Origin of the sequence: Mycobacterium sp., assembly GCF_035697385.1 — a bacterium.
Taxonomy (GTDB): domain Bacteria; phylum Actinomycetota; class Actinomycetes; order Mycobacteriales; family Mycobacteriaceae; genus Mycobacterium.
The window spans coordinates 21910-46297 of the sequence record NZ_DASSCY010000231.1; the positions used below are offsets into that span (position 1 = coordinate 21910).

The window sequence follows — 24388 nt, forward strand, 5'->3', positions numbered from 1 at the left end:
ATGCGGGCGGACGCTCTGCGCAACCGCGACCGTCTGACGACGGCCGCCGCAGAGCTGTTCGCCGAGCGCGGGGTGGACGTGCCGCTTGAGGAAATTGCGCGGCGCGCCGGGGTGAGCATCGGCACGCTGTACAACCATTTCCCAAATCGCGGCGCACTGCTCGATGCGGTGCTCCCCGAGCGACTGGCCGACATCGATCGGTTGGCCGCGGGGGCGATGTCCCATCCCGATCCGTGGCAGGGATTCGCCGGATTCCTCGATGGGCTGTTCACCATTCAGGCGGGCGACCGCTCGTTGAACGACGCGATCGCGCGCAATCCCGTCGGATCAGTCGACGTGACCGCCGAATGTGGGCGTGCCGGGGGAATGCTGGATGCGGTGGTGCGCCGCGCGCGGGACGCCGGCGCGCTGCGCGCAGACTTCCGCCGCGACGATCTGGCCACGCTGCTGTGGGCGATGTCGAAGGTGATTTCGATGTCGGAAGGCGACGACGCGGTATGGCGCCGCCACCTCGGCTTCGTGCTCGACGGGCTGCGGGCCCGCTAAGGGCAGGTCTCCTCGAGACGCACGACACCGAAGTCGATTTGGGTTTCGGTGGTGAACGTTTCGCCCGGCGGCGGTGTGGATGTGCAAACCATCCAGTGCCGGTCGCTGACCTGCATCCGGTCCTGCCCGCTGAGATCCGTCGAACCGGTGTAGGTAACCGCGCTGTGCGTCAGCGACTGAATGGCGTCCTGAGCGCCCTGCAGGTCCTTGCCGATCAGATCGGGCATCGTCCACTCGTCGGGCGCTGCCGTCGAAGGGGCCGAGCACGCAGCGATCACCATCGCGGCTCCGCACGCCGCGAATCGGCTCGACGCTCTCATCTGACCCCTTGCTGAGATCACCCGAGACTAAACCGGGTGGGTTAATTCTGCGCGTTCCTGTTGACGAGCGTGCGTATCGGGAGGACGATTTGTTGCGTCATACAGAGAACGTTGCGCTAATCGCAACAACCTAGGAGTGGGCCGCATGCCCAAAGTTGTGGTGATCGGCGCTGGCATCGTCGGTACCTCCCTTGCAGATGAGCTGACCGCGCGCGGGTGCACCGACGTCACCGTCCTGGATCGCGGGCCGCTGTTCGCGACCGGCGGTTCCTCATCGCACGCGCCGGGCCTGGTCTTCCAGACCAATCCGTCCAAAACGATGAGCACCTTCGCGCGCTACACCGTCGAAAAGTTCCGTGCTCTGCAGCATCCCGACGGGTGGGCATTCAACTCCGTGGGTGGGCTCGAGGTCGCCACCACGCCCGAGCGCTTGGCCGATCTACACCGCAAGGCGGGCTGGGCCGCTGCATGGGGAATCGAGGGTCGGCTCGTGAGCCCGGCCGAATGCCTGGACCTGCACCCGCTGCTGGACCGCGAGCGCGTCCTCGGCGGGTTCCACACACCCAGCGACGGCCTGGCCAAGGCCGTGCGCGCCGCCGAAGCCCAGGCGCGACAGGCGATGGCGCGCGGCGCGACCTTCCGGCCACACACCGAAGTCCTCGGAATCGCCGAGACGGCAGGCCGGGTCACCGGCGTACACACCACGGCAGGGGTCATCGACGCCGACATCGTGGTGTGCGCGGCCGGTTTCTGGGGCGCCCAGTTCGCCAAGCAGGTCGGGCTTGTTGTGCCGCTGGTGCCGATGGCGCACCAATACGCGCGCACCGGTCAGGTTTCCGCCCTGGTTGGCCGCAACACCGAACTGTCGGAGGCCGGGCTGCCCATCCTGCGACACCAGGATGCCGACCTGTACTTCCGCGAACACGTCGACCGCATCGGCATCGGCTCCTACAGCCACAAGCCCATGCCGGTCGACATGTCCACGCTGATGTCCGACACCGCGGGCGAATCGATGCCGTCGATGCTGCCGTTCACCGAAGAGGACTTCGCACCGGCCTGGCACGAGGCGCAGGAACTGCTTCCCGCACTGGGTGATTCAAAGGTCGAAGAGGCGTTCAACGGCATTTTCTCGTTCACGCCCGACGGCTTCTCGATCATGGGTGAGCACCGTGAGCTGAGCGGGTTCTGGGTCGCGGAGGCGGTGTGGGTCACCCACTCGGCCGGCGTCGCCAAGGCCACTGCCGAATGGATCATCGACGGCACTCCGTCCATCGACATCCACGAATGCGACCTGTACCGCTTCGAGGACGTCGCGCGCAGCCCGAAGTTCATCGAGCAGACCAGCTCGCAGGCCTTCGTCGAGGTCTACGACATCATCCATCCCTACCAGTTCCGCACCGCGCTGCGTGGTTTGCGGACCAGCCCGTTCTATGAGCGGCAGAAGGAACTCGGGGCTTTCTTCTACGAAGGTGCCGGCTGGGAGCGTCCCGCCTGGTTCGAAGCGAACGCCGAACTGGCGCAACGGCTTCGCTCCGACGGTCTGTCGTTCCCTGAGCGCGACGAATGGTCATCCCGCTTCTGGTCGCCGATCTCGATCGCCGAGGCGCACTGGACTCGGCACGCCGTCGCGATGTACGACATGACACCGCTGACCCGCTACGAGGTCGCCGGGCCCGGCGCCGCGGCGTTCTTGCAGCGGATGACCACCAACAACGTCGACAAGAGCGTCGGGTCGGTCACCTACACTCTGCTGCTCGACGAAAACGGGGGTATCAGAAGCGATATCACGGTCGCCCGGCTGAGTCCGAACGGCTTCCAGGTCGCCGTCAACGGGCCGATGGACTTCGACTGGTTGGCCCGCCACCTGCCGGACGATGTCACGCTGCGCGATATCACCGGCGGCACGTGCTGCATCGGCGTGTGGGGCCCGCTCGCCCGCGACATGGTGGCACCGCTGTGTCCCGACGACCTGTCCCATGACGCCTTCAAGTACTTCCGCGCCAAACAGACGTATCTGGACGCGATTCCGGTCACCATGCTGCGGGTGTCCTATGTCGGTGAACTCGGCTGGGAGATCTATACCAGCGCCGAATACGGTGCCGCGCTGTGGGACCTGCTCGCCGAGGCAGGCAAACCCCATGGCGTGATCGCCGCGGGCCGGATCGCTTTCAACAGCCTGCGGATCGAAAAGGGCTACCGCCTCTGGGGAACGGACATGACCGCCGAGCACAAGCCGGCCGCCGCGGGCGTGGGCTTCGCGGTGAAAATGGACAAGGACTTCGTCGGTAAGGCGACGCTGGATACTGAACCGCAGAATGTCCTGCGCAGCATCGTGTTCGACGAGCCAACCGCGGTGGTGCTCGGCAAGGAGCCGGTCTACACCGGCGGTGAGTGCGTGGGGTACGTGACGAGCGCCGGCTATTCGCCGACGATCGGCCGCACCATTGCCTATGCGTGGCTGCCGGCCACCGCCTCTGTCGGCGACAGCGTGTCGGTCGACTACCGCGGCACGCGGCACACCGCGGTGGTGCACGCCGAACCCGTGGTGGATCCCGAGATGGCCCGGATCAAGAGGTAGCGGAATGGGTTACGACGTCATCGTGATCGGGCTCGGTGGAATGGGCAGCGCCGCCGCCTACCACCTCGCCGCCCGCGGCCAACGAGTACTCGGGCTGGAGAGATTCACGCCGGCCCACGACAAGGGCTCCAGCCACGGCGGCTCTCGCATCGTCCGGCAGTCCTACTTCGAGGATCCGGCGTACGTGCCGCTGCTGTTGCGCGCCTATGAGCTGTGGGAAAAGCTCGCCGCCGATGCCGAGCGCGACGTGTACCGGCTCACCGGAGGGCTGTTCATCGGGCCGCCGGACTGCCTTACGGTCGCGGGCAGCCTGCGCGCCAGCCGGGAATGGGACCTGCCGCACGAGCTGCTCGACGCCGCTGAGATCCGCTGCCGCTACCCGAATTTCACTCCCAATCCGGGTGACATCGCGCTCTACGAGGCGAAGGCGGGCTTCGCCAGGCCCGAGATGACCGTCCAGGCCCACATCGATCTCGCCGAGCGCGCGGGCGCCACGTTGATGTTCGGTGAAGAGGTCCTCGACTGGAGCGAGACGGCCGGCGGCGTCACCGTCAGAACGGCGAACGCGACCTACAGCGCCGGGCAACTCGTCATCTGTCCAGGGGCGTGGGCGCCGCAGCTGCTCGCCGAGTTCGGCATCCCGATCACGATCGAGCGCCAGGTGCTGTACTGGCTCGACCCCGTCGGGGGCACCGACACCTTCGTCGACCATCCGATCTTCATCGCCGAAAACACCGACGGCATGCAGATCTACGGCTTTCCGGCGATCGACGGGCCGAACGGCGGGGTCAAGGTCGCGTTCTTCCGCAAGGGCATCGTCTGCACCCCGGACACCATCGACCGCACTGTGCACGACCACGAGATCAGCGAAATGCGTGACCGGGTCGCGCAATTGCTCCCGGCGCTCGACGGCCCGTGTCTGCACTCGGCGACATGCATGTACTCCAACACCCCGGACGAACACTTCGTGATCGCGCGTCACCCCGACTGCGCGAATATCACAGTGGCATGCGGATTCTCGGGACACGGCTTCAAGTTCGTCCCTGTCATTGGGGAGATCCTCGCCGACCTCGCCATCGACGGCGCGACCGGCCATCCCATCTCGTTGTTCGACCCGAAGCGACTGGTGACCACTTGACCGGCAATGTTCCCCCCCTACTCCCGCCCGCGATGCACCCACCTCCTGCACTGCGCACGACGCTCGGTGGGAACTACTACGTCAGCGACAGTGTCTTCGCCGCCGAGCAGGAACGCATCTTCGAGAACATGTGGTTCTGCGCGGTCAGGTCGTCGGATCTCGCGTTGCCAGGCAAGTTCAAAACGGTCCAGATCGGACGCGAGAGCGTGCTGCTGGTTCGTGGCCGCGACGGACTGCTGCGGGCCTTCCTGAACATCTGCCGCCACCGGGGCGCCCAGTTGTGCACCGAGCCGCAGGGCGAGGTGAAGCGCAACATCCGCTGCCCGTATCACTCCTGGACGTATGCGCTGGACGGCAAACTCATGGCCGCGCCCAACATCGCATCGCTGACCGACGAGACCGGCGCGGCCATCGACCGCTACCGGTTCGGACTGGTTCCCGTCGCGCTGACCGAGTGGCTCGGCTACGCCTGGGTGTGCCTGTCCGACACCCCGCCCCCGTTCGAAGATGTCATCGCCGAGACGACCGTGCGCCTTGGTGACTCCGACGCCATCAACCGCTACGGCATCGGTGGTTTGGACGTCGGCCACCGTGTCGTCTACGACGTGGCGGCCAACTGGAAGCTGATCGTCGAGAACTTCATGGAGTGCTACCACTGCAGCTCGATCCACCCAGAACTGGTCGGCGTGCTGCCGGAGTTCGCCAGGGGAATGGCGGCTCAGGCCAACGTCGGCCTTGGCGCCGAATTCGGTTCGCAGGTAGACGGATTCACGGTGGACGGCTCGACCGGATTCGAGCGGCTGCCAGGGATCACCGATGACCAGGACCGCCGCTACTACGCGATCACGGTCAAGCCGACGGTGTTCATCAACCTGGTCCCTGATCACATCATCTTCCACCGGATGTTCCCGATCTCGCCGTCGCGGACGATCGTCGAATGCGACTGGCTCTACACCGCCGACGTGGTGTCGTCTGGGCGGGACGTCTCGCATTCCGTAGAGTTGTTCCACCGCGTCAACGAGCAGGACTTCGAGGCGTGCGAGCGAACTCAGCCGGCGATGTCGTCACGGGCCTACCGGCACGGCGGAGTATTGGTTCCCGCCGAACACCACATCGCGGAGTTCCATCAGTGGGTAGTGTCCCGTCTCGCTGCTGAATGTCGCCGGCCGGGCGGCTCCGGCGACGGGCAGGTGGAGCGCGTGTGAACGGTGAACCAGATCTCTATATCGGTGGGCAATGGCGGCACGCCTCGGACGGCGGAACACGAGAAATCATCAACCCCGCCGACGGCAGCGTCGGCGCGGTCGTCGACGAGGCCACCCCAGATGACGCACGAGACGCCGTCGCGGCCGCGCGCACAGCCTTCGACGACGGCTCCTGGGCCGCCACCCCGGTTTCCGAACGCGCCGCGCTGCTCGACCGCATCGCCGACCTGCTGCAGCGCGACAAAGAGGATCTAGCGGCGCTGGAAACCCGGGACACCGGTAAGACCCTGGCCGAAAGCCGCATCGACATCGACGACGTCACCTCGGTGTTCCGCTACTACTCGCGGTTGGCCGGCGCCGAATCCGACCGGCTCGTCGACGTCGGCGATCCCGCGGTAATCAGCCGCGTGGTGCGTGAACCGATCGGCGTCTGTGTGCTGATCGCGCCGTGGAATTACCCGCTGCTGCAGATGTCGTGGAAGATCGCCCCGGCGCTGGCCGCCGGCTGCACGATGGTCGCCAAACCCAGCGAGGTCACCCCGCTGACCACGATCGCGTTCGTCCACTTACTGGAAGAGGCCGGCGTGCCTGCGTCGGTGGTCAACCTCGTGCAGGCCAGCGGCGCGACGATCGGGTCGGCCCTCACCGACACCCCGGCCGTCGACCTCATCTCGTTCACCGGGGGAGTGGCGACTGGCCGGACCATCGCCGAGACCGCCGCCAAACACGTCACCAAGGTGGCACTCGAACTCGGCGGAAAGAACCCGCACATCGTGTTCGCCGACGCCGAACCGAACAGCGCTGTCGACCACGTTCTGACCGGTGTGTTCCTGCATTCGGGGCAGGTGTGCTCGGCAGGCACCCGGCTGATCATCGAGGAGTCCATCGCCGACGACTTCGTCGCCGAGCTTGCCGCGCGCGCCGAGAAGATCCGGGTCGGTGACGGCATGGACCCGGCCAGTGAGACCGGGCCACTGGTCTCCGAGCAGCATCGTGCCAAAGTGGAAGCCCATGTCCAGCAAGGCATTTCCGAAGGTGCGAAGCTGGTGACCGGCGGTGCACGACCCAGCGACCCGGCGCTGGACAAGGGCAGCTTCTACCTGCCCACGATCTTCGACCAGTGCGACCGGTCGATGCGGATCGTCCAGGAGGAGACCTTCGGGCCGATCCTCACGGTGGAACGGTTCACCACAGAGGCTGAGGCGATCGCTCTCGCCAACGACACGGAATACGGTCTCGCGGCCGGTGTCCGGACATCTGATCCGGCGCGAGGCGAGCGAATGGTGCGGGCATTGCGGCACGGCACCGTGTGGCTCAACGACTTCGGCTACTACACCGCCGCCGCTGAGTGGGGCGGATTCGGGAAGTCCGGCAATGGACGCGAACTCGGACCGACCGGGCTCGCGGAATATCAAGAGATCAAACACATCTGGCACAACACCGCGCCCGCCCCGGCCGGCTGGTTCAAGGGTTAGGAAAGGACACCATCATGGTGATCAAGGAGCCGCACGCCGACAGCGGGATGGAGGACTTCGGCTATAAGGAGTCGCTGGACCGGAGCATCGGAAAATTCGCGAGCTTCGCGGCCGGCGTGTCCTACATCTCGATCCTGACCGGCACATTCCAGCTGTTCTACTTCGGCTTCGGAACCGCGGGACCTGCGTACCTCTGGTCGTGGCCGCTGGTGTTCGTGGGACAGATGGCTGTCGCACTGTGTTTCATGGAGCTGGCAGCGAAGTACCCGGTCGCCGGCTCCGTCTACAACTGGTCCAAGAAACTCGCCAGTCGCCTTGTTGGATGGACGTCGGGCTGGCTGATGCTCACGGCGTCGATCGTGACGCTGTCCGCGGTGGCGCTGGCCTACCAGCTCAACCTGCCCCGGGTGTGGAGCGGATTCCAGTTCATCGGCGACGGTAGCGGCGAATACGATTTCGCGACGAACGCGGTGATCCTCGGCACCATCCTGATCGTGTTCACCACGCTGATCAACGCGCTCGGCGTGCGGCTGATGGCCCGGATCAACAGCACAGGCGTCTTCATCGAACTGATCGCCGCCGTGCTCATCGCCTTCATCCTGGCCATCAACATCGAGCGGGGCCCGGATGTGTTCTTCTCCACCAACGGATATGGCGCCGGCGAGAGCGCAGGCTTCCTCGGTGCATTCCTGATCGCCTCGCTGGCATCGGGATACGTCATGTACGGCTTCGACACCGCCAGCTCACTCGGTGAGGAAACGGTGGAGCCGCGCCGCACCGCACCCAAGGCCATTGCGCGAGCCATCTTGGCGTCCTTCGTCATCGGCGGTGCAATCCTCGTCTTCGCGGTGATGTCCGCCCCCAATCTGGAGGACCCGGAACTGGGTGCGAGCTCGGGCGGCCTGCAGTACATCGTCGAGCAGGTGATGGGAGGGCCCGTCGGACGGATCTTCTTGGTGTGCATCGTCATCGCGGTGACCGTGTGCGCGCTGGCCGTGCACACCGCCGCGATCCGGCTGACCTTCGCGATGGCGCGTGACAACGCGCTCCCGTTCGGCGAGAAGCTTGCCACGGTCAACCCGAAGACCCAGACCCCGATCGTGCCCGCGGTGACCATCGGCATCATCGCGGTGATCATCCTGGTCATCAACATTGGTCAGCCGAAGATCTTCACGGTGCTGACGTCCATCGCGATCATCATGATCTACATGGCCTACCTGATGGTCACCGGACCGATGCTCAAGAAGCGGTTGCAAGGTCAATGGCCGCCAAAGGATCTCAAAGAGGGCGGCTACTTCACCATGGGTAGGTGGGGCCTGCTGGTCAACATCGTGGCGGTGGTCTGGGGTGTCGCCATGGCGGTGAATCTGGCCTGGCCGCGAGCGGCCGTATACGGGGAGCCCTGGTACAACACCTGGGGCGCGTTCGTCTACATCGGTCTGATCCTCGGGCTGGGCCTGCTCTGGTATTTCGTCAAGGGGCGTCATCACATCGGTTGCCTTGAGTCTCACGCGGCAACGACGAAATCCGAGGCGGTGGAACAGGCCTGATGTCTGACGCCGGAACGTTCGACTACGTGATCGCCGGCGGCGGCACCGCGGGCTGCGTGCTCGCCGCACGGTTGTCCGAAAACCCCGACGTGACGGTGTGTCTGCTGGAGGCCGGGCCGTCGGACGTCGGCGACGACAACATCCTGGTGCTGACGGAGTGGATGCACCTGCTGGACTCCGGCTACGACTGGGACTACCCGGTCGAACCGCAGGAGCGGGGCAACTCGTTCATGCGGCATGCCCGCGCCAAGGTTCTCGGCGGGTGCTCGTCGCACAACTCGTGCATCGCGTTCTGGCCACCTGCTGAATGCCTCGACGAGTGGGTGAAGATGGGTGCTGACGGCTGGAGCGCCGCCGAAGTCCTGCCCCTGGTCGAGAGATTGACCGAGACGGTGCCGCTTCGCGACGTCCCACCTGAGGATCCCTGCGGGGCAGCGGTTTTGGAGGCCGCCGCCATGGTCGGGCTGCCCACTGTGGCGTTCAACCGCGGTGAGACGGTCCGCAAGGGCGCCGGCTGGTTTCAGATCAATGCGGATGAGGGCGGCACGCGCATGTCGACCTCCGTCGCGTTCCTGCATCCGATCCTGGAATCCCGCCGGAACCTCGAGGTGCGAACCAAGTGCTGGGTCAGCGAGATCCTGTTCGATGACTCCCTTGGGGCGACGGGGGTCCGCTATCAGCGGCCCGACCTGTCCGGCTACGACGACGTGTCGGCGCGGCGCGAAGTCATCGTCACCGCAGGGGCGATCGACACTCCGAAGTTGCTGATGCTGTCTGGGATTGGCCCTGCGGATCACCTTCGAGAATTCGGCATCGATGTGCGGGTCGACTCACCGGGTGTCGGCGAGAACCTCGACGACCACGTCGAGGGGCTGGTGTTCTGGGAGGCCTCTCGCCCCATGGTGCAGACGTCGACGCAATGGTGGGAGATCGGCCTGTTCGCATGCGTCGACGAGGGCATCACGCAACCGGACCTGATGATGCACTACGGCAGCGTGCCGTTCGACATGAACACGCTGCGCCGCGGCTACCCGACCACCGACAATGGATTCTGCTTGACGCCCAACGTAACTCAGGGCCATTCACGCGGCACCGTGCGGCTGCGCACGCGTGACTTCCGTGATCGCCCGCGTGTGGATCCGCGCTACTTCACCGATCCCGACGGATACGACGAACGAATCATGCTGACCGGCGTCCGGCTGGCCCGCAAGATCGCCGAACAATCACCGTTGACGGGCTGGGTCCAGCGCGAACTCGCTCCTGGGCCCGACGCGAGGTCCGACGATGAACTGCTCGACTACATCCACCAATGCCACAACACCGTCTACCATCCGGCCGCGACCGCGCGGATGGGTGCGGTCACCGACCCGATGGCGGTCCTCGATCCTGAGCTGCGGGTCAAGGGTGTCTCGAGGCTGCGTGTCGTCGACGCGTCGGCGATGCCGAAGCTGCCTTCGGTGAACCCCAACATCACCGTCATGACGATGGCTGAGAAGTGTGCCGACCTCATCCGAAAGCGCTGACGTAGCAACCGATCTCACGTCATTCCTGGGCGACCACACGCCGTTCCAGGCGATGTCCGACGACGAGCTGGCGGCACTCGTCGCCGGTTCGACCGTGGTGGATTTTCCCGCTGGGGCTTCGGTGGCCGACTACGCGACCCGGGTTCCCGACGACGTGTGGATGGTCTACACGGGCACCGTCGCGCTACACGCCAGTGGCGACGGCATCACCATCGACACCGTCGGGCCCGGCGGCATCTTCGGTTACATGCCGCTGCTCGCCGGTGGTGGAATGGATTTCGAGGCCCGAACCACGGTTGCGAGCACCCTGATCCGGCTGCCAGGCGCGTTGGTGCGGGCGCAGTTCGCCAAGCCGGCGGGCCTGGCGTTCCTCGCCTCGTCGGCCTGGAACCTCGGCACGACCGACCGGCCCACGATCGCGCCGGCCACCGACGGCAGGCCCGTCGCCGAACTCGTGCACGGCGAGGTGCTGCTCGTCAGCCCCGACACATCCGTCCGCGACGCGGTGGTCCGGATGACCGAGCATCATGTGTCGTATGCGTTGATCAGGCTGCCCGGCGGCGGCCTCGGCATCTTCACCGACCGCGACCTGCGCACCCGGGTGGTGGCTGCGGGCCTGCCCGTTGATGTGCCGATCGGCGGGGTGATGAGCGCGCCCGCGCGCACCGTCACCGCCGATCTGACCGCCGAGACGGTGCTGATGGAGATGCTCGAATGCGGGCTGCGGCACATGCCGGTGGTCACGCCGCGCGGCAACGTCGTCGGCGTGCTGGAGGATGCCGACCTACTCGCCGCCTCGGCCCGCCAGAGCTTCATGCTGCGCCGCTCAATCGGCCTTGCCGCCAACACAACTGAGCTGCAAAAGGTGGGTCATCGCGTCACAGGCATGGCGGGCGATCTGTTCCGCAACGGGACCAAGGCGTCGGCGACCAGTGCGATCCTGTCCGTCGTCATCGACAGCCTGGTGCGCAAGGCACTCGAACTGGCGCTCGCCGAGGCCGACCATGCGCCCAGCGACGGGTTCGCGTGGCTCACCCTTGGCAGCGTGGCCCGACGCGAGGCCATGCCATCGTCGGACGTGGACAGCGCGCTGTCGTGGCGCGACGGATTGCCTTCGGCGAGTACACGATTGCGGAACATTGCTGCGCGCACACACGAGATTCTGGACGGCTGCGGACTGCCCTCGGACCGCAACGGTGCTATCGCGTTCAAGCCGAACTTCTCGCGCTCACAATCGGATTGGTTCACGGCAGCGAAGGGCTGGCTGGACGACCCGTTGCGGGATCGCGGCCTGATCTTGTCGTCCCTGCTCATCGACGGCCGCGTCGTATGGGGCGATACCGCGCTGCACTCGGTGCCTGCGGCGTACCGCCGGATGGCCGACGAACACCCGAACGCGTTGCGGCTCCAGTTGCTCGATGCGCTATCGGGCAAGGTTCGCACGCGATCGCTGCGCGACGTGCTTTCGAGGCGCGGCGGCACGTTCGACCTGAAAAGCCATGCGGTGACGCCGATCGTCAACCTCGCCCGCTGGGGTGGCCTCACCGCCGACGTCACATCGGCGACAACACCGACGAGGCTCGATGCCGCCGCGCAGGCCGGCGCGATCAGCACACGCGACGCCTCCACGTTGTGCGACGTGTTCGTGATGTTGCAGCGGCTGCGCATGGCACATCAGGTCGAACAGATTGCCGCCGGCCACACGCCTGGGGACGTGATCACGATGTCCGAGCTCTCGCCGCTCAATCGCAGCCTGCTCGGCGACGGACTGCGCGAAATCGCCGCGGTCCGCAGACGGGTCGGCAACTTCGGCATGCCGCGCGTATAGGCTTTGAAAGTAATCATGGCCAAGCGTGAGGATGTTCAACCCACCGCCGCGGTGCAATCCGTCGACCGCGCACTGCTGGTGCTGGAGATCTTGGCGACGCTGGGACAGGCCGGCGTGACGGAGATCGCCGCCGAGCTCGGTGTGCACAAGTCGACGGTGTCGCGCCTGCTCACGGTGCTGGAATCGCGCGGCTACGTCGAACAAGTGTCGGGTCGCGGCAAGTACCGGCTCGGCTTTTCGATCGCGCGGCTGGCCCGAGCCAGCAGTGCGCGTCTGGACCTGGTGAAACTCAGCCAGGACGTCTGCGACGGGCTGGCCGCCGACGCGGGGGAGACCGCCAACGTGGCGATCCTGGACGGCGACCGCATCGTCAACGTCGCCGAGGCGATCGGCCCGGCGGAGATCACGCTGCGGACATGGGTCGGTCAGAGCTGCCCAGCGCATGCGACATCCAGTGGCAAGGTGCTGCTCGCCGGACTCGACCCCGCCGACGTGCGGACCAGATTCGCGACCGGGCTGGAAGCCTTTACCGACAACACCGTTGTGAAGCTGACCGACCTGCAACGTCAACTCGCCACCGTCCGTGAACGCGGGTGGGCGAGCGTGACTGAGGAGCTCGAGGTCGGACTGAATGCGGTCGCGGCTCCGGTCTACGACGCGAACGCGCAAGTAATTGCGGCGCTGAGTGTTTCGGGTCCGTCATACCGCCTTGCGGAGGACCAGTTCGAGGAGCACGCCAAGCGCACAGTCGCCGCGGCGGAGGTCATCAGCCGCCGCCTAGGCTGGTTCGAGCACGGATAAGGACCAGCTCGGCGAACTGTTCGGGGCACTCGAGCGGTGTGAAATGCCCGGCGTCAACGGCGGAATGCAGCTGGACATCGATGAAGTAGTGCTCCAGCCGATCGGCCCACTGGCGCGGGAACAGCGGATCATGCTGCGGCCAAAGGACATCCGTCGGCGCGTGAATCTTGATGGCCCGATCGGGTGGTAGCTCGGTGAGCGACTGGGCGATCATCCCTGCGCCGGCGCGATACCAGGCGATGGAGGCGGTGAACGCGCCCGGTAGGGCGTAATCGGACACCAGGCGTTCCAAATCATCCTCGGTGACAGTGAAATTCGGGCCGGACCAGTGATTCCAGAAATGCCGCAGATAATCCCGGACCGCATCGGGGTTGCCGTCGATCAATTGAGCGGCGAGTGGCAGTTGGTGGAAGGCCTGGTACCAGAACTCGCCCTGAGCCTGCGCGGTGAGGACGCGGTCACCGGCGCCGGGCAGCGGGGGAGACAGCACCAGTGCCTGCACCAGATCGGGATGCATCCGGGCGACGCTCTGCGCGACGCGGCTTCCGACGTCATACCCCGCGAGCACGACATCGGACAGAGCCAGTTCCTTGATGAGGCCGACGACGCTGCTGGCCTGGGCGGTGGCGCTGTAGAAGTGGCGCACCGCGACGTCGTGCTTGTCAGAGCCGCCGAACCCACGCAGGTCGGGAACGATGACATCGGCGGTGTCCCCGAGCAGCGCCACGACCAGGCGGTAGTCGTGACGGTTGCCCGGCCATCCGTGCAACAAGACCACCGCCGGTGCGCCCTTTGTCCCGAACCTGTCGAAGGCCAGCCGGAACCCGTCGACCGGGGCGCTTCGCGACCACATTGGCCTATCTTGCGATTTGTCAGCTGGCTTTGTGCAGGGTTTCCGAATCACCCGTGATGACAGCGAGAATGGTGCGCCACGCGTCGGACGGTGAGTTGATCACATCGGAGTGTGCATTGGGGCCTGCCATCAACCGACCGTCGTCGTAATAGCCTGTGGGCAAATGTATTACGCCCGGCATCTCGTCGGGGTCGGCGCCATGCGGCCCGCCGGGAATACCCTGCACGGCCTGAATGAAGTCGCCGGGCGCCGTCATCGAGAAGCGCTCCACCTGCGGGTTGCGGTTGTGCCAGTCGCCGGGGTCGTCGACGCCGACGCCGGCTCCCGCCGCGGCCAAGTACAGCGTGCGGTCGGCGGTGAGCCCGGCCGCTTCGGCGGTGCCAAGGATCGAGCCGCCGTACGAATGCCCGATGTAGGTGACCGGAACCGGAGGCCCGGTGGCGGCTTTTGCGTCGACGGTGCGGTCGACATCTTCGCTGAAGGCCACGAGTCGCGGTGCCATGTCCCTGGCGTAGCGGGGATTGGCAGCGTCGACCAGGGCACTTGCCACATTGCCGCCCTGCGGGAACGGCCCGCCCAGATAGGTGATGGTCGCGACCTCGCCGCGAGTGGTCGTGACGAAGCGCCTCGCGGTCTGGGTGTTGGCCGCAGAACCCTCGATCGTCGTGTTCAGCCCCGGAACGAGCACCGCCACGCTTGTCGCTCTCGACAGATTCCCGTTGAGTTCCACCAGGGACGCCCGCCCGGGGTCAAAAGCAAGGATCTGCCGGTCGACCCGCTCGCTGCCGCCGGTTGGATCGTCGACCTCGCTCAGCAGGCTGCGGTAGAACGCGACGCGCATCGGGTCGTCTGTGTCGACGATGGCCTGGGCGATGTTGGTCCGATTCGCGGCGACGCGCATGTCCCACGGCATGCCGTCCGTGTTACCCACCTCGCGTGGGAACTCGGCGACGAGTCGCTGCCGCGCCTCGGGGGTCAGCGCGGCGATCTGTTCGGCGATGCTGTCCTGGCTCATCGACCGCCAGGCGCTAGCGGGGACGGTCTGTGCAGCGGCCGCAATGGGCGCAGGCCTGAGGGCTTCGGCGATGTCGTTGGCGGCATCGGTGTCGGCGGCTTCAAGGCGGTCCAGCGCGTCGGCGATCTGCTCGGTCAGCTCGACGGCCCGCATCACGAGCATGTCGCGGGCCACCCCTGGATCGCCGCCCGACAACGCGACCAGCAATGGCGGCGGATCGGCGTGTACGGACACGGAGCCGTCATCGGCTACCGCGAAACCCTCGTCGCGAGCGGCAGCCACCCGCGCCATGACGTCGGCGCGTGCTGAGGCGATCTGATCGGCACCATCGCGGGCGGCCACCGACGCGATGACCAACGCCCGCGCCGCGGCGTCACCCGCAGCCACGATGGTGCTCGCGCTGTCGTGCGCCGCATCAGCGGCCTCGCCGCTCCAGGAATCCACAACGGGTGCAAGCGCGTCGACTTTCGCTATCAGGTCGTCGACGGCGCCGTCCCACGCGTCCGCGAGGCGACGCAGTGAGTCCGGCTGCCAGGCCTCTGCTTGTGAGACCGTCGGCCGGGTCACCTCTCGCGGAACCGCGCGCCGTTGGAGGTGTCGGCGCGCTCGAAGGCGTCGGCCGACATATGCGCGGCCAGCGCCCAGCCGCGCATATTGGCGACTACGTCGGTGAGCCGGGCCGCGACGAGTACCGGCGCGGCGATGTTGCCGACGGCCGAACCCTGCAGCCCCTCGGGATCTAGTGTGGGCCAACGCATTCCGGCAATCGCATCCGCGGCGGCCATGACCCGGTCGGCGACCCCGCGCAGCGTTGTGAGATCAACTTCGGCGATTTCCCCCATGGCTCATGCTGACAGATCGGCGAGTGACCGCGCTGAAGTTATCCACAGGCTTTGAGGTCGCCGCGCTTGGCCCAGGACATCGGCCGGGTCGCCTCGGCGGCTGCCGCGATCTGTCAGGACACGATCGAATTGCAGGGCTTCGTTCGGTTATCGGCGCGGCTTGCGCGCCGCGTTCGGCCAGCAACCAGTAGTCTCGATGAGGTGCAGCGACGAATCATGGGCATCGAGACCGAATTCGGTGTCACGTGCACGTTCCATGGCCATCGTCGGCTGAGCCCCGACGAGGTCGCCCGCTACCTTTTCCGGCGGGTGGTGTCATGGGGCCGCAGTTCGAATGTTTTCCTACGCAACGGCGCACGGTTGTATCTCGATGTGGGCAGCCACCCCGAATACGCCACCGCCGAATGCGACAGCCTGACCCAGCTGGTCACCCATGACCGCGCCGGCGAACGGGTGCTCGAGGACCTGCTGATCGACGCCGAGCAGCGGTTGGCCGACGAGGGCATCGGTGGCGACATCTATCTGTTCAAGAACAACACCGACTCGGCTGGGAATTCGTACGGCTGCCACGAGAACTACTTGATCGTGCGCGCCGGGGAGTTCTCCCGGATCTCCGATGTGCTGCTGCCGTTCCTGGTCACCCGCCAGCTGATCTGCGGCGCAGGCAAGGTGTTGCAGACCCCCAAGGCAGCTACTTTTTGCCTCAGCCAGCGTGCCGAGCACATCTGGGAGGGCGTCTCGTCGGCGACCACCCGCAGCCGCCCGATCATCAACACCCGCGACGAGCCGCACGCCGACGCCGAGAAGTACCGTCGCCTGCACGTCATCGTCGGCGACTCCAACATGTGCGAATCCACCACCATGCTCAAGGTCGGCACTGCGTCGCTGGTGCTGGAGATGATCGAGGCCGGCGTGGCGTTCCGCGACTTCTCGCTGGACAACCCGATCCGCGCCATCCGAGAGGTCAGCCACGATCTCACCGGCCGTCGTCCGGTGCGGTTGGCCGGCGGTCGCCAGGCCAGCGCGTTGGATATTCAGCGGGAGTACTACGGCCGCGCCGTCGAATACCTGCAGACCCGCGAGCCGAACACGCAGATCCAACAGGTCGTCGATCTGTGGGGCCGCCAACTCGACGCGGTCGAGAGCCAGGACTTCGCCAAGGTCGACACCGAGATCGACTGGGTGATCAAACGCAAGCTGTTCCAGCGCTACCAGGATCGCTACAGCATGGAGCTGTCCGACCCGAAGATTTCGCAGCTGGACCTGGCGTACCACGACATCAAGCGTGGGCGCGGCGTGTTTGACTTGCTGCAGCGCAAGGGCCTGGCGACGCGGATAACCACCGACGAGGAAATCGAAGCCGCGGTGAACACCCCGCCTCAGACCACCAGGGCCAAGCTGCGCGGCGAGTTCATCAGTGCAGCGCAGGAAGCCGGCCGTGACTTCACCGTCGACTGGGTGCACCTCAAGCTCAACGATCAGGCCCAGCGCACCGTGCTGTGCAAGGACCCGTTCCGGTCGGTCGACGAGCGGGTCAAGCGGCTCATCGCCAGCATGTAACGCTCGACGAGCGCTCAGTGTTGTACGGTTTCGGCTTGAAATTTCGTACAACGACGAGCGCTCGACCGTTATCCACAGGGTCAACTGGCGGCTTCACACAAACCGAACCCACAATGCGGAAATGCCTCCAGAGCTCCGCGCCGTGTTCGCCGCGCAGGGCGGAGTTGCCACCTCACCGCAGATTTTGGCTCACCTGAGCCGGCGCGGTATGCAGCGTCGTCTCCGCAGCTCCGGGCTGGTCAAGATCTTTCCGGGCATCTACAGCCTTGGTGCACCCGACCTGTTCACTCGGCTACGCGGATTGGATGTCCGCTGCGGTGAGCAGGTCGCGGTGTGTTTAGGCACCGCCGCGGCGATCTTCGGCTACGACACCGAGGACGTCACCGAATTGCACGTCCTTAACCCGGAGGGCCACCTCCTGCGGGACCACACCGGCCTCAAAGTGCACCGGCGGCAAGGCGCACCGCTCACCAGCTACCGAGGCCGCCCGCTCACCACGCCAAGCTGGACGGCGGTCGAGGTCGCGCGGAGCTTGCACCGACCCCGTGCGTTGGCGACGCTCGACGCAGCCTTGCGCAGCCAGACTTGCGATCGCCGCGACTTGCTAGCAGCCGCTAAGGCCCAGGCAGGGCGCCGCGGCATCGTCGCGGTTCGAGACCTCATTCCGCTGGCCCGGCGCGAGGCCGAGTCACCGATGGAGAGCGAGGCCCGTCTTGTCATGCTTGACGGCGGACTACCAGAACCTGTTCTGCAGTACGAAATCGTCGACCTAGACGGGCGATTGTGGCGAGTCGACTTTGCCTGGCCGGATCGGCGGGTCGCCGTTGAATTCGACGGATTCGATTGGCACAGTTCGCGCGAAGCGCTACGAAAGGATCGCCAGAAGAGGGCTGCCCTCGAAGAGGTCGGCTGGCGGGTGTTGTCCATCGTCAGCGACGATGTGCGAAGGCAGCCCGATGTGATGCTGCGCCGCATCGATGCCCAACTCATGCGGACCGCGGCCGCGTGAGCGCTCATGTGTGTACGGTTCGGGCGCGAACTTCCGTACCAGGCTGAGCGCTCGCCACGGTCCAATCACACTAAGCTACGGCGCGTGGGAATCTCCAAGGTCGAACGGCTGATGAATCTTGTCATTGCACTGCTGTCGACCCGTACGTTCATCACCGCCGAGCGGATCCGCGAAACCGTCTCCGGGTATGCCGACAGCCCCAGCGATGAGGCGTTCTCCCGGATGTTCGAGCGCGACAAGAACGAACTGCGCGACCTTGGCATCCCACTGGAAACCGGCAGAGTCTCCCAATTCGACCCCACCGAGGGCTACCGCATCAATCGCGAGGCGTACGCATTGCCTGCGGTGGAACTGACCGCCGACGAGGCTGCCGCGGTCGCGGTGGCCACGCAGCTGTGGGAGTCGCCGGAACTGATCACCGCAACCCAAGGCGCGCTGCTCAAGCTGCGAGCGGCAGGAGTCGACGTCGACGCACCGGACTCCGGAATCGCGATCACCTCGACGGCGGTGCTGCCCGGCCTGCGCGGCTCGGAGGACGTCCTGGGAATCCTGTTGTCCGCCATCGATTCTGGGCAGGCCGTGCAGTTCCCGCACCGTCCTGCCCGCAGCGAGCCGTACACCATTCGCACCGTGGAGCCGTGGGGCGTCGTCACCGACCGCGGCCGGTGGTATCTGGTCGGCCACGACCGGGACCGCGACGCGACACGCACCTTCCGGTTGTCGCGGATCGGGCCGGAGGTGACCGCCATCGGTCCGCCAGGCGCGGTCTCAAAACCCGACGACGTGAACTTGCGGGAGATCGTGGCGCGTGTGGTCAGCGAGCCTCCGACCGGGACACATGCCCGCGTGTGGGTCGCCGAGGGCCGCGCCACCGCGCTGCGCAGGCAGGCGACAGTGGCCGGCCCACGAGTCCTCGGCGGCCGCGCAGGCCACCAGATCACCGTCGATATGGGGATGACCGACCGGCTGGCCCGCGAAATCGCCAGCTACGGAGCGGACGCCGTCGCATTGGAGCCCGAGTCGCTGCGTGACGACGTCCTGAGTCGGCTGCGTGCGCAAGCCGGCCTTGCGGACGAGGTGAAAGCATGACAACCGTGTCGACCCGGCTGGTGCGGCTGCTCAACATGGTTCCGTACTTTCAGGCCAACCCCAAGATCACCTATGCCGAGGCCGCGTCCGATCTGGGCGTCAGCGTCAAACAACTCCGCGACGACCTCAACCAGCTGTGGATGTGCGGGCTACCAGGCTACGGGCCAGGCGACCTGATCGACTTCGAATTCTCCGGCGACACAATCGAAGTCACATTCTCCGCGGGCATCGATCACCCGCTGCGGCTGACGTCGCCCGAGGCGACGGGCGTGCTGGTGGCGCTGCGGACACTGCTCGACGTGCCTGGCATGGTCGACCCAGAGGCCGCACGAAGCGCAATCGCGAAGATCGAATCGGCAGCGGGCACGGCCAACCATGGCGTTGAAGGCTCTGTGGCGGCGGTCGACGAGCCCGCCCCGGTGGAGAGCGCGGCCGCAGCGGCGGTGCGGGCCGCCGTGCGCAATGGCCGCGCCCTGGCGATCGAGTACTACTCGGCATCCCATGACGTGCTGTCCAGCAGGGTCGTCGACCCCATTCGTGTGCTGCTGGTCGCCGACCACAGCTACCTGGAGGCCTGGTGCCGGTCGGCCGAGAGTGTGCGGCTCTTCCGGTTCGACCGGATCGTCGACGCGCAGGTCCTTGACGAGCCGGCGGCGCCGCCGCGGCCCGCGGTCGAGGCCGGTCCAGACACGTCGCTGTTCGATGCCGACCCGTCGTTGCCGTCGGCGAAGCTGCTCATCGACCGCTCCGCGTCCTGGATGTTCGACTACTACCCGTTGCGCGTGATCCGCGAGCTACCCGACGGCGCGTGCGAGGCGGAGATGACGTTCGCATCCGACGAATGGATGTCGCGGTTCGTGCTGGGATTCGGCTCGGCGGTGCGTGTGCTCGCCCCGGAAGCACTGGCTCAGCGGGTGCGAGAATCGGCCGCGGCGGCGCTTCGCGCTTACGAAGTCGGTGCCGACCCGTCTGGCAGGTAGACTCGGCGAAGACTCACGGAGGTGACCAAATTGGGCGGTCTACAACCCTGGCACTGGGTAATCGTCATTGCCGTGTTCGTGCTGCTCTTCGGCGCCAAGAAGCTGCCGGACGCGGCCCGCTCGCTGGGCAAATCGATGCGGATCTTCAAGTCCGAGATCAAGGAGATGCAGGCCGACTCCAAGCCGGAGGCCACCGCGCCGCCGGCCACGCCGATCGCCTCGGAACGCGCAGACACCCCGGCCCCGACTACCGAGCAGCCATCGGATAAACACCCAGCCTGATCCACGTCGACCCGTGGACCGCGGCATCACGCCGCGTCGATAGGCGGTGTCTATAGGCAAGCCCGTGCGCACCCCCGGAGTACTCAAAAAACTCGATCCGCGTCGCCGTCGCGCGCAGGTCAATCCCGACGGCACCATGTCGCTCGTCGAGCACCTTCACGAGTTGCGGACGCGACTGCTGATCGCCGTTGCCGCGATCGTGATCACGACCGCCTTCGGTTTCTTCTGGTACAGCAACGGCGTGTTCGGCATGCACAGCCTCGGCGAATGGCTGCGCGGCCCGTACTGCGCGCTGCCGGCCTCCGCGCGTGCCGACATCACCTCTGACGGGGCCTGTCGGTTGCTTGCCACTTCACCGTTCGACCAGTTCATGCTGCGCCTCAAGGTCGGCCTGACCGCTGGCATCGTGCTGGCCTGTCCGGTCTGGCTGTATCAGCTGTGGGCGTTCATCACACCCGGTCTGTACCGCAAGGAACGCCGGTTCGCGATGGTCTTCGTCAGCATCGGCGCGGTGCTGTTCATGGCAGGCGCGGTGCTGGCCTACGTGGTGCTCGCGAAGGCGCTGAGCTTCCTGCTGACGGTCGGCAGCGACGTTCAGGTCACCGCGTTGTCCGGTGATCAGTACTTCGGATTCCTGATCAACCTGCTGCTGGTGTTCGGCATCAGCTTCGAGTTCCCGCTGCTGATCATCATGCTCAACCTCATCGGAATGCTGACCTACGAGCGGCTCAAGGCCTGGCGGCGAGGTCTGATCTTCGGGTTGTTCGTGTTCGCCGCGTTCGCGACGCCGGGCTCCGATCCCTTCTCGATGCTCGCGCTCGCGCTCGCACTGACAGTCCTGCTGGAGTTCGCCATCCAGATCGCCCGTGTTCACGACAGGCGCAAGGCCCGCCGAGCCGCGCTTGAAGACGTGCCCGACGAACAGGCGGCCGCGATCGGGGGCGTCGAGCCAATCGAACCGCCGACCACCGTGCCCACACCGGCCCGGGTGGTAGTCGATGACGACGCCACTTAGCCCACTTAGCGGGGAACTCGCCGGCTTCACCGCGCAGCTGCCGTTTCAGTTGGACGATTTTCAGCGGCGCGCCTGCCAGGCGCTGGAGAACGGGCATGGCGTGCTGGTCTGCGCACCGACCGGTGCAGGCAAAACCGTGGTCGGCGAGTTCGCGGTGCATCTGGCATTGGCTGCGGGCGGAAAGTGCTTCTACACCACACCCATCAAGGCGCTGAGTAATCAGAAGCACAACGACCTGGTGCGCCGCTACGGCCAGGAGAAAATCGGTCTGCTGACGGGCGACCAGTCCATCAACGGCGATGCCGACATCGTGGTGATGACCACCGAGGTGTTGCGCAACATGCTCTACGCGAATTCGTCTACCTTGCACGGACTTTCCTACGTCGTGATGGATGAGGTGCATTTCCTTGCCGACCGGATGCGCGGTGCGGTGTGGGAAGAAGTGATCCTGCATCTGCCCGACGAGGTGCGGCTGGTGAGCCTGTCGGCGACGGTGAGTAACGCCGAGGAGTTCGGCGGCTGGATCCAGACCGTCCGTGGGGACACCACGGTGGTGGTCGACGAACACCGCCCCATCCCGCTCTGGCAGCACGTCATGGTCGGCAAGCGGATGTTCGACCTGTTCGACTACCGCGCGTCGGAAGCGGCGAAGTCAGGGCGCGAGCTATTGGTCGATCCGGATCTGTTGCGCCACATCGCGAATCGGCGCGAGGCCGATCGGCTGGCTGACTGGCAGCCTCGTGGCCGCGGCAGGCAGGGGCACCGGGGACGCCCGACCATCTATCGGCCGCCGAGTCGTCCCGATGTGATCTCCGCGCTGGATCACGAGGCGCTGTTGCCGGCGATCACGTTCGTGTTCTCCCGCGCCGGTTGCGACGCCGCCGTCAAGCAATGCCTGCGCTCCTCGCTGCGGCTGACCACCGACGAGGAACGAGTTCGCATCGCCGAGGTGATCGATCGGCGCACCGCAGACCTGAACGAAGCCGACTTGATCGTGCTGGACTATCACGAATGGCGGGAAGGTCTGCTGCGCGGGCTGGCAGCACACCACGCCGGAATGCTCCCGACTTTCCGTCACACCGTCGAAGAGCTGTTCACCGCAGGCCTTGTCAAGGCGGTATTCGCCACGGAGACACTGGCTTTGGGTATAAACATGCCGGCTCGCACGGTGGTGCTGGAGCGGTTGGTCAAATACAACGGCGAGCAACACATGCCGTTAACGCCGGGGGAGTACACCCAGCTGACAGGGCGAGCCGGCCGGCGCGGCATCGACGTCGAGGGTCACGCGGTGGTGTTGTGGCATCCGGATGTCGAGCCCGCCGAGGTCGCGGGGCTGGCTTCGACCCGCACCTTCCCGCTGCGCAGTTCGTTCGGGCCGTCGTACAACATGACGATCAACCTCGTGCACCAGATGGGGCCGACCCAGGCGCACAAACTGCTGGAAAGCTCGTTCGCGCAGTACCAGGCGGACCGGTCGGTGGTGGGGCTGGTGCGCGGCATCGAGCGCGGCGAGCGGATGCAGGGCGAGATAGCGACTGAACTCGGTGGCCGTGATGCGCCGATTCTCGACTACGTACGGCTGCGTGTGCAGATCTCCGAACGCGAGCGGGCACAGTCACGCGCTTCACGCGTGCAACGGCGCAAGGCCACCAACGACGCGCTGGGCTCCCTGCGCCGCGGCGACATCATCATGATCACGCATGGCCGCCGCGGAGGGCTGGCCGTCGTCTTGGAGCCGGCTCGCGACGACGAGGATCCGCGACCGTTGGTGCTGACCGAAAACCGTTGGGCGGGCCGGATTTCGTCGGCTGACTACACGGGAGGGGCGGCCCCGGTCGGGTCGATGCAACTGCCCAAGCGAGTCGAACACCGCAATCCGAGAATTCGGCGGGATCTCGCGTCGGCGCTGCGATCGGCGACGTCTGGTCTGGACATGCCTTCGGGCAAGGGCAAGCGCAGTGGCCCGCCGAAGGAGCCCGACATCGATCCCGAATTGGCCTCGCTGCGTGAGCAATTGCGGCGTCACCGCGCTCACAGTCTGCCCGACCGCGAAGCAATGGCTCGACTCGCCGAGCGGTACCTGCGGATCGAACGTGACAACGAGCAGATCCGGCAGAAGGTCGCCGCGGCGACCAACTCGTTGGCCCGCACCTTCGATCGAATCGTCGTGCTGCTCACCGAACGTGGGTTCATCGACGGCGCCGGCGATGGCGACCCGAAGGTGACCGACGACGGCCGGCTGCTGGCCCGGATCTACAGCGAGAGCGACCTGTTGGTCGCCGAATGCCTTCGCGGCGGGATGTGGGAAGGCCTGGCGCCCGCGGAACTTGCGGCGGTGGTGTCGTCGGTGCTCTACGAGTCCAGGGGCGACACGCCGGGCGCGCCAGACGGTGTCGACGTACCGACGGGCAAGCTGCGGCGGGCACTGAACCAAACCCGCAGGCTGTGGACGGAGCTGCGGGCCGACGAGCAGCGACACCGCATCACCCAAAGTCGCGAGCCCGACGACGGCTTCGTTCCTGCGATCTACCGCTGGGCCACCACGGGCGACCTGACCAGCGCGCTGGCGGCATCCGACGCCGCAGGCACCGGGTCGCCCTTGTCAGCAGGCGATTTCGTGCGGTGGTGCCGCCAGGTGCTCGACCTGCTCGACCAGGTACGCAATGCCGCGCCGACGCCCGAATTACGAGCCGCCGCGAAACGCGCGATCAACGACATTCGACGCGGCGTCGTCGCTGTTGATGCGGGGTAGTGTGTGTCTCCAGCAGACCTCGATCAA

At 66.2% G+C, this 24388-nt stretch carries 20 protein-coding genes; 16 read left to right on the plus strand and 4 right to left on the minus strand.

The features are described from left to right. A complete protein-coding gene (locus tag VFH65_RS19525; RefSeq protein ID WP_353323732.1) occupies positions 1–546 on the plus strand; it encodes a TetR/AcrR family transcriptional regulator in 546 nt (181 codons plus the stop codon). Here the strand turns inward: VFH65_RS19525 and VFH65_RS19530 are convergent. Continuing rightward, entirely contained in the window at positions 543–866 is a 324-nt protein-coding gene (locus VFH65_RS19530; RefSeq protein WP_353323683.1) for a hypothetical protein, read from the minus strand. The genes VFH65_RS19525 and VFH65_RS19530 overlap by 4 nt on opposite strands. A 145-nt stretch (positions 867–1011) precedes the next feature. Here VFH65_RS19530 and VFH65_RS19535 point away from each other — a divergent pair, with 145 nt between their 5' ends. The 8 genes from VFH65_RS19535 to VFH65_RS19570 are packed head-to-tail and all read left to right on the plus strand — an operon-like array spanning position 1012 to position 12964. Continuing rightward, positions 1012–3444 carry a GcvT family protein gene (locus VFH65_RS19535; RefSeq protein ID WP_353323685.1) on the plus strand — a complete coding sequence of 811 codons (2433 nt, stop codon included), beginning with the start codon at positions 1012–1014 and terminating at the stop codon, positions 3442–3444. A 4-nt stretch (positions 3445–3448) separates the two neighbouring features. Next, positions 3449–4582, plus strand: a complete 1134-nt coding sequence (gene solA / locus VFH65_RS19540) for an N-methyl-L-tryptophan oxidase (RefSeq protein ID WP_353323686.1) — start codon at positions 3449–3451, stop codon at positions 4580–4582. A gap of 32 nt (positions 4583–4614) precedes the next feature. After that, on the plus strand, positions 4615–5787 hold the full coding sequence (locus tag VFH65_RS19545; protein WP_353323687.1) for an aromatic ring-hydroxylating oxygenase subunit alpha: 1173 nt from the start codon (positions 4615–4617) through the stop codon (positions 5785–5787). Next, positions 5784–7262 carry an aldehyde dehydrogenase family protein gene (locus VFH65_RS19550; protein ID WP_353323688.1) on the plus strand — a complete coding sequence of 493 codons (1479 nt, stop codon included), beginning with the start codon at positions 5784–5786 and terminating at the stop codon, positions 7260–7262. Before VFH65_RS19545 ends, VFH65_RS19550 begins: the two co-directional genes overlap by 4 nt. Positions 7263–7276: 14 nt before the next feature. Beyond that, complete coding sequence (locus VFH65_RS19555; RefSeq protein ID WP_353323689.1) at positions 7277–8812, plus strand: APC family permease; 1536 nt, start codon at positions 7277–7279, stop codon at positions 8810–8812. Next, positions 8812–10335: a GMC family oxidoreductase gene (locus VFH65_RS19560; RefSeq protein ID WP_353323690.1), complete on the plus strand. Its 1524-nt coding sequence runs from the start codon at positions 8812–8814 to the stop codon at positions 10333–10335. The genes VFH65_RS19555 and VFH65_RS19560 overlap by 1 nt, the downstream gene beginning before the upstream one ends. Beyond that, the gene (locus VFH65_RS19565) at positions 10310–12163 is read left to right on the plus strand and encodes a putative nucleotidyltransferase substrate binding domain-containing protein (RefSeq protein ID WP_353323692.1); all 1854 of its coding nucleotides are present in this window, start codon (positions 10310–10312) and stop codon (positions 12161–12163) included. Before VFH65_RS19560 ends, VFH65_RS19565 begins: the two co-directional genes overlap by 26 nt. Before the next feature lie 15 nt (positions 12164–12178). Further along, entirely contained in the window at positions 12179–12964 is a 786-nt protein-coding gene (locus VFH65_RS19570; RefSeq protein WP_353323693.1) for an IclR family transcriptional regulator, read from the plus strand. Here VFH65_RS19570 and VFH65_RS19575 read toward each other — a convergent pair. From VFH65_RS19575 to VFH65_RS19585, 3 genes are read right to left on the minus strand one after another with little or no spacing between them, the layout of a single operon-like run. Next, on the minus strand, positions 12930–13817 hold the full coding sequence (locus VFH65_RS19575) for an alpha/beta fold hydrolase (RefSeq protein ID WP_353323694.1): 888 nt from the start codon (positions 13815–13817) through the stop codon (positions 12930–12932). The two genes, VFH65_RS19570 and VFH65_RS19575, sit on opposite strands and share 35 nt — an antisense overlap. Before the next feature lie 19 nt (positions 13818–13836). Continuing rightward, the gene (locus VFH65_RS19580) at positions 13837–15399 is read right to left on the minus strand and encodes an alpha/beta hydrolase (RefSeq protein WP_353323695.1); all 1563 of its coding nucleotides are present in this window, start codon (positions 15397–15399) and stop codon (positions 13837–13839) included. Continuing rightward, the gene (locus VFH65_RS19585) at positions 15396–15674 is read right to left on the minus strand and encodes a DUF7162 family protein (RefSeq protein WP_353323696.1); all 279 of its coding nucleotides are present in this window, start codon (positions 15672–15674) and stop codon (positions 15396–15398) included. The genes VFH65_RS19580 and VFH65_RS19585 overlap by 4 nt, the downstream gene beginning before the upstream one ends. A 201-nt stretch (positions 15675–15875) precedes the next feature. Here VFH65_RS19585 and pafA point away from each other — a divergent pair, with 201 nt between their 5' ends. From pafA to VFH65_RS19620, 7 genes are all read left to right on the plus strand, one after another. Further along, the gene (pafA, locus tag VFH65_RS19590; RefSeq protein WP_353323697.1) at positions 15876–17234 is read left to right on the plus strand and encodes a Pup--protein ligase; all 1359 of its coding nucleotides are present in this window, start codon (positions 15876–15878) and stop codon (positions 17232–17234) included. Positions 17235–17355: 121 nt separating this feature from the next. Then, a complete protein-coding gene (locus VFH65_RS19595) occupies positions 17356–18243 on the plus strand; it encodes a DUF559 domain-containing protein (RefSeq protein WP_353323698.1) in 888 nt (295 codons plus the stop codon). A gap of 111 nt (positions 18244–18354) precedes the next feature. Then, positions 18355–19332: a helix-turn-helix transcriptional regulator gene (locus VFH65_RS19600; protein ID WP_414688461.1), complete on the plus strand. Its 978-nt coding sequence runs from the start codon at positions 18355–18357 to the stop codon at positions 19330–19332. Continuing rightward, positions 19329–20312, plus strand: a complete 984-nt coding sequence (locus tag VFH65_RS19605; protein WP_353323701.1) for a helix-turn-helix transcriptional regulator — start codon at positions 19329–19331, stop codon at positions 20310–20312. Before VFH65_RS19600 ends, VFH65_RS19605 begins: the two co-directional genes overlap by 4 nt. Positions 20313–20342: 30 nt before the next feature. Next, on the plus strand, positions 20343–20594 hold the full coding sequence (gene tatA, locus VFH65_RS19610; RefSeq protein ID WP_353323734.1) for a Sec-independent protein translocase subunit TatA: 252 nt from the start codon (positions 20343–20345) through the stop codon (positions 20592–20594). A gap of 64 nt (positions 20595–20658) precedes the next feature. Continuing rightward, on the plus strand, positions 20659–21609 hold the full coding sequence (gene tatC, locus VFH65_RS19615; protein WP_353323702.1) for a twin-arginine translocase subunit TatC: 951 nt from the start codon (positions 20659–20661) through the stop codon (positions 21607–21609). Then, on the plus strand, positions 21593–24361 hold the full coding sequence (locus VFH65_RS19620; protein ID WP_353323703.1) for a DEAD/DEAH box helicase: 2769 nt from the start codon (positions 21593–21595) through the stop codon (positions 24359–24361). Before tatC ends, VFH65_RS19620 begins: the two co-directional genes overlap by 17 nt. Positions 24362–24388 lie beyond the last annotated feature (27 nt).